We start from the raw sequence: 11,695 nt of genomic DNA, 5'->3' as shown, positions 1-11,695 counted from the left end.
GGCTTTAATGCAGCCTCGGCTGGCTTTAAATCAACACTGGAGCCAATTCTAAATATTTTTTCCCCACCAGGTAATGGATTACCTATTTTACCACTTAACCCCCAAGGGTCAATCCACACATTACTATCATGCACATAAGCATAAATATTCGGATTGTTCCCCGCCAAGCCAATCGGATCCTGGGAAATATACGTCCCTGATTCAGGCGAATAGTACCGAAAACGGTTGTAGTACAAGCCCGTCTCTACATCCTCGTACTGCCCTTGGTAACGGAAGGGGCAATCTTGAGGGGAGCCTCTTTCCAGGGTTCGGATCTTTCCGTAAATGTCCAGTTCGGCTTGCCAGACCAGATTGCCTATGGAATTGTACATCAGACATGGAGTTCCCAAATAATCCGAGACGATGGAATAGGTTTCCCCTTCCACGATTTTAGTTGGGGGAGATAAAGCTGCTTGAATCAAAAGCGGCTATCCGTGCTTTTTGGATAGCCGCTTTTTGAAGAACTTTAGAACAATTCATTCTAGTTCTGGGACATTACATTTTTTGAAGCTATAATTGATATAAAATACCAAATTACTCTGAATTAGATACTCGTATTAAGTTTAAATTGAACTTGTTTTCCTCATATTCATATTCGTAATAAATAGTATTACTAACCTTTATAACAAGGTATTGATCATAGCTGTATTTCTGAAAAATAGTCCATTCTATTTTGTTTTTTGTTAAGTAAGCAAGATTTCCTTCTAAAGATTTCTTTATTTTAAAATTATATTTTCTTTTGAGGTTTTTAAAGTTTCGAAACTCAATTGATGCTATCTTTTCATCAATAAACTGGTATTCATCTCCTTTCAAAAAAACAGAAAAGCTTTTTTCATTGGGTTCGGAATAAAAATGTTTTTCAAATTTCTTATTTCTATTTTTGGAAAACTCCTCATAATCAATGTCCAGTAATTTTTCCAACTCCAAGATCATAATGTAAATTTATTTAGGATTAAATAATTCCAACATTTGTTCAAATTCAGGTATGTTTCTATTCGCAAACTCTTTTTGCTTTTTAGTACCATGCCTTAAATAATCTTTCATTTCATGAATTGCCTGTTTTACTTGATTTTTAGCTGCATTCATAACAGTTTTATCATTTTTCAAACCTTCAATTAATTTGTCAGCCTGTTTGAGTAATTTCTTATTGGTTACGAGATCACCAAATCGTTTCCACTCTAATTTACCCCCCTATATTTTCTAATAGAGCCTCTGTAACTTTCCCTCCACTTTTTTTGATAATATCAGCATGAGGCCCTTTTGTCAAAACATCGGAGCGATAAGGTTGCATTTTCGCCTTTAGATCACATTTCAACCCAAAAACATCAACCTCATAATTTATATCAAGTGCATAAGCATAAAAATTTGAAGAGTTTCCGAGTAGTCCAATCGGATCCTGGGAAATATACATCCCACTGTTTCCATCGTAATACCTAAAACGGTTGTAGTACAAGCCTGTCTCTATATCTTCGTACTGTCCTTGGTTCCGGAAAGGAATGAAGTGTTGCTCTCCTTTGGTTTGGCTGCGAATATTGCCGTAAATATCGTATTCTACCTCCCATACAAGGTTCCCCACTCCGTTGTAGGCGGCAATGGGTTTAAAACGATAATGCAGTGATTCTATCCAGTTATTTTTGGTAGGTGGTCAGGTCATGAAAAAGCTTTAGAGAAAATCATTTTTAGTAAATTGTTAACCTAATTTAGGGGATTACTATACCAGGTGATGACGTTTTATTATGTTTATTGGATTAGGATACTGGTTTTAACCAAAGTGATTAAGTTTTTTCTTGTTTGTTAACAAAAAAAGCCCCACTTAGGAGCTCCTATCAAGGTTTATTACCAAGTAATTAGATGTAGTATTACATTCTTTTATTGGCTTGGTTACTTTCACAAACATAAGTACAGAAGGTTACAATTCATTCTATTTTTCTATCACTCTTAATAGGTGGAATAATGAAAAAACTACCTTCTTCATTAATCAATATTAAATCTTCATTGGGTTGAATCGACAGTAATAAATACTCCCTTGCCCAATAATCATTTACTTCTCTTTCTATAAAAGCAAGGGTGTCTTGTTTATCCATTTTTGTTACTTCCCCTTTAAAGAAATAGTTTTTCCCTTTCCAGAATACTTTATTTTCAACCAAATAATAGTAATTACACTTAATATAATTAGTAATTTCATTTTTTTCAAAGACAACTTTGAAATCGTTTGAAATAACTTTTTTATGGGAAAAAGCCTTATAATAGGTATTAATTATATTTTTAAATACTAATTCACCTTCCATATTTTAATTTGGTATTTCATAAAAAATATGACCATCTGTATTATTATTGTACCATTTGATATGTTGTATATCCATAAAGCTTCCTTCTGGTCGTTGATGTTGTTCATACCCCTTTGGGTATTTTGGTACTCCATCAGCTCTCTTGCTTTGTGTATGAGCACTTCTTCTGTCCATATTTCCATGAACATCTTTCAAAAATCTTTTAGCATCAGTACTCGTAGGGACTTTTACTTGATATTTAACTTTTTCGGACAGCGCTTCTTTAGCTTTCTTAACTGCTGATTGCCATTGCTTTGAATTATAGTTTTTGCCTGGTAATACAGTATCCATCTTTGAAGCATACATGCTTACTTTTCCTTTATAACCAAATTTAGAACATTCTAAACCCCATGGGTCATTCCAAGTGTTTGTATCACGGGTATAAGCATAAATATTCGGATTATTCCCCGCTAACCCAATCGGATCCTGTGAAATATACGTCCCACTGTTTCCATCGTAATAGCGGAAACGATTGTACATTAAGCCATCCAGCTCTACATCTTCGTACTGTCCCTGGTTCCGGAAAGGAATGAAGTGTTGCTCTCCTTTGGTTTGGCTGCGGATATTGCCGTAAATATCGTATTCCACCTCCCAGACAAGGTTTCCGACTCCGTTGTAGGCGGCAATGGGTTTGCCGATGTAATCGGTGACAGTGCTGTACACATCCTCTTGGGTGATTTTGGTGGAGGGAGGAGATATAAAAAAGCCCATAAGTCATTATTCATGGGCTTTTTTGATAAACTTTAGAATAAGATATTTTTAGTTAAATTACTCTCCTATTTTTGTAGATCATTATAATGATTGTACCGAAATTGTAATGTAGCAAAGTTAGTTCTCCCACCCTTATAATCCCCAGTCATCCTCATCAACATCTTTATATTTTTTCATATCCTCGTAAAACATGTAATTAAACCAAAAAGCCGATTCATATTTTAATTTACCTTGAAACAATTCTATCGTTTTTCCTTTCCATTCTTGAACTTCTTTTGTGGCTTTTTCATCTACCAAACCTAAAAGCCTATCAATTCGACTTCTTTTCTTTACATTTCTATTATCACTCATGTATTCACCTACCATATAGTAAAGAACATGAATAAAAAAGTCTCTTTTTGAAGAAGTTAATTTATTCGCTAATTCAAATATTAGCAGATCATTCTCTTCACTTAAAACATAAAGATCCCAATCAGAGTCTGGCCAACCATCAGTTTTACTATCAATCCATTCTAATATATCCTCCCTGTCAGGGTTATATACATCTTTCATACATTTTAATATTTAGCGACAACCTATATAATGGCTATTATATTGTTGATGAGTTTCATCAATTGGAAACAGGTGCAATCCGTCTTTTGCAGGAATAATAATAGCTCTATCTGCTGAAGCTATTAAATATGTTTTTCTGCCAACAACCTCTGGATAGTACCCTACAGGATTATGTATAACCCTTCCATCTCCAGGGTTTATATCCACAACTTGCACCCCTCCCTTTTCAAAATCATATTTTCTAGCAGCATTCTTAACTGCCTCAGTGGTTCTCCATTGTCCTTGGGGAGTTGGATCTCCTTGTTGAGACTTACGAGCTGCTCGTGAAAGTGCAGTGTTAAGATCTGCATCAGGAGCATGAGGTCCACCAGATAAATCTGATGCCCTAATTAATGGTGTCTTTGAACTTAACCCCAAAGGATCTATCCAACTATTGCTGTCATGAGTATAGGCATAAATATTTGGCATTTCACCCGCCAAGCCAATCGGATCCTGTGAAATATACGTCCCTGATTCAGGCGAATAGTACCGGAAGCGGTTGTAATACAAGCCCGTCTCTACATCCTCGTATTGCCCTTGGTAACGGAAGGGACAATCTTGAAGAGAACCTCTTTCCAGGGTTCGGATCTTACCATAGATGTCCAGTTCGGCTTGCCAGACCAGATTACCTATGTGGTTGTACATCAGGCATGGTGTACCCAAATAGTCTGAAACGATGGAATAGGTTTCTCCTTCTACGATCTTCGCACTCGGCACAAAACTGCCTTCGTCAAAGACCCAGGTGATCAGATTCTCTAGAGGTTCGGCTTTGTCCAAGCTGAGCATTCCCAGCTCATCGGCCACCGTCTGCGGCCGGTCTTTTAAGGCATAACGCCACTCGTGCAAAGGTACGTTCCCGTCCCATACAAACCTAGTGATCTCTTCGGTGGCATGGTTGAGTTTGGCCGTTCTTCTACCCAAGGCATCGTATTCGAAAGAGATCTCCGTGCCGTCCGGACGCTTTACACTTTGCAACATCCCGTTGGCCTGCCAGGTATAGTACCAGTCTCCGTGTTTCCAGCGAGGCGTCAAGGCCGGTGGGTTTTTACGGTTGCGGTACGCCTCTTTTTCCTCCCGGGTATAGCGTTTCTTCCGCGTCTCTTCGGGCGCTCCCCATTCCTTTTCGTCCAAAAACAAACTGAATTTCGGCTGAGGCGCTTCTTTTTGTGAAGCCGGATCTTGGGATTCCAAAGGCACTTCCTCTTTGGTCTTGCGGATCAGGTTGCCCTCCTCATCGTATTGGTAGTACCAGTCCCGGTCTTTGAGCAGCTTGCCACCCTTGCCGTAAACCTCTTGCTTTTTCGGGTCTTTGTAGAGGTTACCCACCTCATCAGGCAACTTGTAATCGTAACTGCCGTCCTGATACTTTGCTGAAGCCAGGTTGCCAAAGGCATCGTAGGCGTATTGGATCTTGCCCTGGGTCAAAGCGTTCAACGTCTCTTTCAAACGGTGGTTAGCATCCCAATGGTAGCGGTAGTGCCGGTTGTCGTGAAAACCCCGTTTCACCCGTTGGGAGGTCGGTCTTCCGGCTTCGTCATAGGTAAAGGTGGAAGTGATTCCTCCGGTCAGCTCCCGCTCTATTTCCTGCCCCAAGGCATTGTGTTGTAACTTCGCCTCCCAGGTTTTTGTCTCGCCTTCTTCCTTTGTTTGGACTTGGGCTTTTGTAGCAACCCGCCTGCCCAGAGCATCGTAGTTGTTTTGAATATCCGCTCCTAAAGAGGAGGTGATCTGCGTGCGCTGTCCGTCCCGGTTGTAGGTACTGAGCACTTCGTAGCCCTCTTCCCCCGGCAAGCCCGAAGTCTGTACCTCCCGGATCACCCGGCCCAAGGCATCCCGTTCGATCAAGATCGCGTTCTTCTCCGTGCGCGCCTCTACCAGCTGCCCGTTTTTGTTGTAGCCATAGGTCTCCCAGCTGCCGTCCTGGTGGTCCACCCGGCTGATCCGGCCCAAGGCATCGTATTCGTATTCCGAAAAGCGTTTGCCCGGCCGCTGTACTTTTAACACCTTGCCCGCTCCGTCACGGTCATACCGTCTCGTCAAGCCGTCAAAGCCTTCTTCCTGGATAATGTCCCCTTTCAGGTTCCGGGTAAAGCGGTACCGCTCTTGCCGTTCGTTCTCGATCCTGAGCAATTGCTCCATCTTATCGTAGTCGAAAAACACCTTCTTGCCGTTCTCCTCCCGCATCTTCAAGCTGCCCATAGGCGTGTATTCAAAGCGTACATGATGGTGTTTGTCCAGGGCTTCGATCACCTCGTCATAGGCATTGTACCGCAGTTGGGTCTGGTTGTGGTCCGCTCCCCGGATGCCTACCACCCGGCCCAAAGCATCGTAGTTGAACTGCTGTTGGCTCTGCCCTTCGGCCTGTACCGCCCGCACACGGCCCTGGGCATCGTACACCCAACGGGTAGAGTGCCCCATCGCATCGGTAAAGCGTACCAGGTTCTGTTGTTCATCATAGGCCAGGAGGCTCTTTTGTCCGTTCTGCCGCACTTCTACCAACAAGTCCTCTTCATCGTATTCAAACATCGTATAGCTGTTGTCCGGCTCCACTACACTGCTGAGCAAATGCGGTTTTCCGTCCACATAGCTGTAGGTACGACATTGTCCTTCGGCATCACTGGCCAGGATCAAACGGTCTTCCTCATCGTAGACAAAGCCCTCTTCGGTGCCGTCCGGATAAACAATGCCCGTACGGTTGCCCCGTTCGTCATAGGTGTAGCCCGTCAAATTACCCGCCTCGTCAATCTCCCGGTACAGCTCCATAAACTCCGTATACTGCAAAAAGCGGCTGTTACCCAAGGGGTCTTTTACCTGGGTCACCAGCCCTTCCGGGGTGTAGTGATAGGTGGTGGTAGCCCCATTGGCATCGGTGATCAGGTTATAGCCCTCTTCGGTATGGTAGTCAAACCAACCTTCTTGATAGCCTCCGTCTCCCCAGGTGTGTACACAGCGGGATTCGTTATCGTATTCCCAGTAAAAGGCCTGGCCGTTCCGGTCGGTCTTTTTCACCAGCAAATGCTCTTGGTATTCCATGACGGTTTCCTGTCCCAAGGAGTCGAGAATACCTGCCATATTCCCTTCCGCATCGTAACGGTAGCCCACCAAGGTGGATTCATTCAACCGGATTTCGGTGATTCGCCCCTTCGCATCGCTGTCCACTTCCAATTCCCGGCCCGCGCTGTCGGTGATCCCCGTCAAGCGGTCCCCGTTCAAATGCAAACACAGCGCTTTGCCCGCCGGGGTTTCGATCCGGCTCAACCGGTAGCGGTCGTAGCCGTTGTAATGGTCAAAGAGATAGGTCAGCGAGCTACTGTGGTCTACCAGTTGGAAGTAGCCGTTGCCCAGGCGCTTCAGAGTCAATTTTTCCTGGCGGGAATAGAATTCCTCCCCGTAGTCCAGCAGCGGAAAGCCTACCAAACGGCCATCCTCCATCCGCAAGCCTAAATTTCCCTCCTCCGGGTAAAGCTCTACACAACGGTCCAGAGCATGATGCACCCCATGGCCCAGCCAGCCTTCGTACCCGGTATCCGAATACCAGGCCCGGTCCCAGGACAAGGGCACCGGCCCGGGCAATTCAAAATCCTTGCCTTCGTAAACCACCGCTCCGGTGATCAGGTTGATCGGTTCAAAACCCAACCAACAGAGGGCATCGGTGAGTTTCTTGGGCGCTTTTTTATTTTTCAACAGGCCGTTGAGCCGGGTCATTCCATTTTTGGCGCCTTTCATCAAAGCGCCCAGACCAAAACTGGTGATCAGCCCGGTGATCAAGCCCTCGATGTCCGGCACATAGGGGCCGCCCACGATGACCGGAGGCCCGGTGGGAATGGGCAAAGAGAAGGACGTGGGAGCATACCGGGTAGGCACCAGCTTCCGGAATTTGTCCTTGCCGGGGGTCACCGAAAAGGGAATGCCGATGTCGTTGCAACTCATCACCATATGGCCTTTGGGACTGAGCCGGGAGCCTTCGGCAAAGACCGTCTGGCTGCCGAAAAAGTTGAGGCTTTCGTGGCCGATGGCCGGCTCCATGACAAAAGGCGGGTTGAACAAAGGGATATGCTGAAAAGTGACCAGTAGGCCCATGGTGTCCGTATTGCCCCGTTTGAGACCGTTGATCTGAACGTTGGAACCCAGAAAGGGGATGTAATCCATGGGGTCCATCAGGATGCCGATAAAAGGTTGAAAAGGATTGTTGGGCGGAGTAGCCGTAAAATGGATATCCAACCCGATGATAGGGGTAAAGTGGTTGCTGGCTAGTAACATAGTGGTTAAAATCAGGGATTATACAAAACAGCCCTTCGGGACAAAAAAAGATGGCCCTGTAGCTTTCGTTGGTTTAATACATTTCGGATAAATAAGTCTTGGAAGGTATCCCAAAGACTTGTATTCTATCTCCCCAAATATAGTTACATCTTCGAATAATGCAACTGATTAGGGTGTTTTTTTAGTAAGAAACTTTGGGTAGGGGGATTGTTAAGGGGAGGTGAGGATTGGTTTCGCTTTGACCGGCATTCGACCCCTTACAAGCATCTTGATCCGGTGGGTTTCATACAATTACCGGTCAGGGCGCTGTGGCAGCTCATGTCATGAATAGAATATGGTTCAAGGATTACTAAATGAGGTTCCGGCTTCCGGGGCCTTTTTTTGATTGAAAATACTGAACATGTTTTTATCCTGTCCATTTTCAGAGGTAAAATACCTCTAAACTGCTGTTTGGCTCTTGGGAGATAGGGCTCAATTTCCATCTCTATAGTATCTTTGTCGAGTACATTGTACATAAAGGGTTGTTGAGGATTTGCTTTGGTTTCGCAACTCAAAATTCTGTAACTCTTTCTTTACCTTAAAAAAGTTTAAATTACATCACTATAAAAATGTATACCAGTAAAGAAAACAAAGGTGTATTTAAAACCATTGAATCACACAAGACAGAATATGAAAATCCGATAAGATTAAATAAAGGAGAAAATGTAAAACTTGGGGAAAGAGCCCCTGAAAAAAATTGGAAAGATTGGATTTGGGCTGAAAATAACAAAAAAGAAGGAGGTTGGGTGCCTATTCAAATAGTCGATTTTTCGGAAAACCAACAACAAGGGATTATTCTGGAAGATTATAGTGCTAAAGAACTGAATATTAATAAAGGAGAATTAATTACAAAATTAAAGTCTATAAATGGTTGGACTTGGGTGAGAAAAACAGACGACAATGATGAAGGGTGGATACCCAACGAAATCATTGAAAAGAAAAAATACAACTGACAGTGGTTATGAGTAATTGCTTGTTTTTGCCTATTCTATTTTCTATTAACCATCTGACAATCAATAAAAATAAACTCCCTATTAAATATAATCATATTATACCCTACCTTATGGGCATTGTAGCATATCCCGCTTAAAACTCCCTTTACTGAGTTTTCTGGCGGTTTTTCCGGAAGGAGAAGTTTTGTGGATCGTATTTTTTAGGGGCATAAAGAAAACCGAAGGCTTCACAACCATCTTTGCTGTGTTTGCTGTGATGAATGTAATGAGCATGTATCATGCGTTGTAAGTAGCGGCTCCTTTTCCGGGGTCTCCATTTGATACGCTGATGAACCAGGATATCATGAAAGACAAAATAAAAAAGCCCGTAACAGAAAATCCCCAAGCCGATTGCAATCAAATAGGGATTGTATATCACTAAGGTGGCATAGTAGAAAAGGCCGATGGACGGCAAACTGAATACCACGGCAAACCAATCGTTTTTTTCCCATGTATGCCCGTGTACGGTATGGTGGGATTTGTGCCAAACCCATAAAAAACCGTGCATCACGTACTTATGAGTAAACCAGGCAACTAACTCCCAGAATAAAAAAGTACCCAGCACAATCAATCCGCAACTAATAATCATTAGCCAATCCATATCAGGCAGTTTTACTCAAACGGTTATGTTTTGAAAAAAGCGATTCGAGCATTTCAAACCGGTAATTAAAAATGGCATTGATTTCTCTTTGTACAAAAAGCCAATGCGCCACTTGGCCAAGGGCACCCAGCGGAAGGGCATAATGCACTTCATCGCGCATTTCCACCCCTCCTTCAACCGCTTTGAAAAAATGCTGATGATTCCATAATGCATAAGGCCCTATACGTTGTTCGTCCACAAAATATTCCAACTCCCGCACATGGGTAATTTCAGTTACCCACCGGGTAGGGATTCCGGGCAATACATTGAGTTTGTAATGAATCATTTGCCCGGCATACATCTGTTCTCTCCCTGAAATTGATTTGATCTCAAACTCCATGTAGCCGGGGGTAATTTTGGAAAGGTTCCGGGGGGAGGAAAAGAAATCCCATGCTTCCTCTTGGCTGATGGGCAAGAACTGACATCTTTTCAAACAATAGATTTTCATAAATGTACAATCAATCAACTCAAATAAAAACGATATTTTCCGACCGCGTACTTTTTATGTTTCAAGCAAAGTCACATTACAAATAAAGTAAAATACATTTGCTACAATTACTTAACTCAAAAGAGGTGTAAGAAGTTATGATCACGCCCAATAGGGCTTACCGGTCTTGTTATCGAAGAAAGCATTCTTATGAGTCACTGGGATGGGCAAAGCTGGCAACCGGTCCCAATGACTGAAAGACAAACGCAACCCTTACAATTTACGCTTTTGTCATTCTTTCTCGGATAAAATCATGGTCCATAATCAATTTAAACCAAGAGGTATACAATTCCGGTTTTTTTAAAATATCCTTCTGCACTTCTTTCAAGGAGATATACTTCCAGGCTTCCACCTCCGCAGGGTTGGGCTCCGGGGCATCGTCATATGTTCCTATAAATACATGGTCAACCTCGTGTTCGTGTAAGTCAGAAGAAAAGCTTGTTTGATAGGTAAATTTGTAAACAAATTGCATTTCGGTTTCAAAACCCATCTCAAACTTCAAACGCCTTTTCACCGCATCTTCCATCTTTTCTCCCGGCCAAGGATGACTGCAACAGGCATTTGTCCATAAGCCTCCGCTATGGTATTTGCCACGGGCTCTTTGATGAATCAGCATTTCTCCTTTTGTATTAAAAATCAATACGGAAAATGCCCGGTGGAGCAAACCTTTTCTATGTGCTTCCATTTTTTCCATGTTGCCAATGGCATTGTCCTGCTGGTCGACCAAAATCACTTGTTCCATTCAATTAGATTTAGTTGATGTTTTACGTAAGAATGTGCCAATAAACGGATTTTATGGCTATTGTTGATGCGTACCCGGCTTTTCAATACTAACCGAGAAGGCGTATTTTTAATTTTCCTAAAAAGAGCAAGGTAATAAACATAGGCGACATATACGCCAAAACGGGCCGACCGGGGCAGTTGACGGATGCCTATCAATGCTTTTTCAAAATCTTGTTTTATACTTTCTTCTATTTTTCTCTTGTGTGTATCGTCAAAAGCCTTGGGATCCACCTCCGGAAAATAACTTCTGCCCATACCCTCAAAGTCTGCACTGAGATCGCGTAAAAAATTCACTTTTTGGAAAGCCGAGCCCAGGCTCATGGCATAGGGTTTCAACGTTTCAAACATTGCTGAATTCCCCTTACAAAAGACCCTCAGGCACATCAAACCCACTACTTCGGCTGATCCGAGAATATATTCCTCAAAGCTATTCAAATCGTGATGTTTTTTATTTAAATCCATCTCCATACTTTTCAGAAAACAATCGATCAGGTCCAAATCTATCCCAAAACGGTGCACCACAAATTGAAAACTGTTCAGAATCGGGTTGAGGCTGATTTTATCTTCAATGGCTTTGTGAGTTTCTTCTTTAAAATGTTGAAGTAACTTCGGCTTGTCATAATTGTGAAAAGAATCTACAATTTCATCCGCAAAACGGACAAATCCATAAATGGAATAAACCGGGTCGCGCAACTCTTTGTGGAGACAAAGAATGCCCAGGGAAAAGGAAGTGCTGTATGTACGGGTGGTGAAACGGCTGCACTTAATGGATACATGATCAAATAACTCTTTCATAGACTGAAGGCTTTAAAGACAGGTGATCAAA

13 protein-coding genes are annotated in these 11,695 nt (G+C 42.7%); 1 reads left to right on the top strand and 12 read right to left on the bottom strand.

Annotation, left to right across the window (positions count from 1 at the left end):
- The 8 genes from AAG747_RS18220 to AAG747_RS18185 all read right to left on the bottom strand — a co-directional run.
- A partial coding sequence (locus AAG747_RS18220; protein ID WP_346822645.1) for an RHS repeat domain-containing protein occupies nt 1-425 on the bottom strand: 425 nt, incomplete at its 3' end.
- 148 nt (nt 426-573) lie between these two features.
- A complete protein-coding gene (locus AAG747_RS18215) occupies nt 574-972 on the bottom strand; it encodes a hypothetical protein (RefSeq protein WP_346822644.1) in 399 nt (132 codons plus the stop codon).
- A gap of 9 nt (nt 973-981) precedes the next feature.
- A complete protein-coding gene (locus AAG747_RS18210) occupies nt 982-1,146 on the bottom strand; it encodes a hypothetical protein (protein WP_346822643.1) in 165 nt (54 codons plus the stop codon).
- A 76-nt stretch (nt 1,147-1,222) separates the two neighbouring features.
- Complete coding sequence (locus AAG747_RS18205; protein WP_346822642.1) at nt 1,223-1,615, bottom strand: RHS repeat domain-containing protein; 393 nt, start codon at nt 1,613-1,615, stop codon at nt 1,223-1,225.
- 340 nt (nt 1,616-1,955) lie between these two features.
- Complete coding sequence (locus AAG747_RS18200; protein WP_346822641.1) at nt 1,956-2,327, bottom strand: hypothetical protein; 372 nt, start codon at nt 2,325-2,327, stop codon at nt 1,956-1,958.
- 3 nt (nt 2,328-2,330) lie between these two features.
- A complete protein-coding gene (locus AAG747_RS18195; RefSeq protein WP_346822640.1) occupies nt 2,331-3,077 on the bottom strand; it encodes an RHS repeat domain-containing protein in 747 nt (248 codons plus the stop codon).
- Nucleotides 3,078-3,209: 132 nt separating this feature from the next.
- Complete coding sequence (locus AAG747_RS18190; RefSeq protein WP_346822639.1) at nt 3,210-3,629, bottom strand: hypothetical protein; 420 nt, start codon at nt 3,627-3,629, stop codon at nt 3,210-3,212.
- A gap of 12 nt (nt 3,630-3,641) precedes the next feature.
- Complete coding sequence (locus AAG747_RS18185) at nt 3,642-7,928, bottom strand: RHS repeat-associated core domain-containing protein (protein ID WP_346822638.1); 4,287 nt, start codon at nt 7,926-7,928, stop codon at nt 3,642-3,644.
- Between the two features lie 608 nt (nt 7,929-8,536).
- On the opposite strand from AAG747_RS18185, the gene AAG747_RS18180 reads away from it, so the two are divergent.
- Nucleotides 8,537-8,920: an SH3 domain-containing protein gene (locus AAG747_RS18180; RefSeq protein WP_346822637.1), complete on the top strand. Its 384-nt coding sequence runs from the start codon at nt 8,537-8,539 to the stop codon at nt 8,918-8,920.
- A 145-nt stretch (nt 8,921-9,065) separates the two neighbouring features.
- Here the strand turns inward: AAG747_RS18180 and AAG747_RS18175 are convergent, their stop codons facing one another.
- The 4 genes from AAG747_RS18175 to AAG747_RS18160 form a co-directional block, all read right to left on the bottom strand.
- On the bottom strand, nt 9,066-9,560 hold the full coding sequence (locus AAG747_RS18175; protein ID WP_346822636.1) for a sterol desaturase family protein: 495 nt from the start codon (nt 9,558-9,560) through the stop codon (nt 9,066-9,068).
- Between the two features lies 1 nt (nt 9,561).
- Entirely contained in the window at nt 9,562-10,047 is a 486-nt protein-coding gene (locus tag AAG747_RS18170) for an SRPBCC family protein (RefSeq protein WP_346822635.1), read from the bottom strand.
- Nucleotides 10,048-10,306: 259 nt separating this feature from the next.
- Complete coding sequence (idi, locus tag AAG747_RS18165) at nt 10,307-10,828, bottom strand: isopentenyl-diphosphate Delta-isomerase (RefSeq protein WP_346822634.1); 522 nt, start codon at nt 10,826-10,828, stop codon at nt 10,307-10,309.
- Nucleotides 10,816-11,664: a phytoene/squalene synthase family protein gene (locus tag AAG747_RS18160; RefSeq protein ID WP_346822633.1), complete on the bottom strand. Its 849-nt coding sequence runs from the start codon at nt 11,662-11,664 to the stop codon at nt 10,816-10,818. The genes idi and AAG747_RS18160 overlap by 13 nt, the downstream gene beginning before the upstream one ends.
- Nucleotides 11,665-11,695 lie beyond the last annotated feature (31 nt).

The sequence above is a fragment of the Rapidithrix thailandica genome (assembly GCF_039710355.1).
Taxonomy (GTDB): Bacteria; Bacteroidota; Bacteroidia; order Cytophagales; family Flammeovirgaceae; genus Rapidithrix; species Rapidithrix thailandica.
This window is presented reverse-complemented; position numbering and strand designations above follow the sequence as displayed.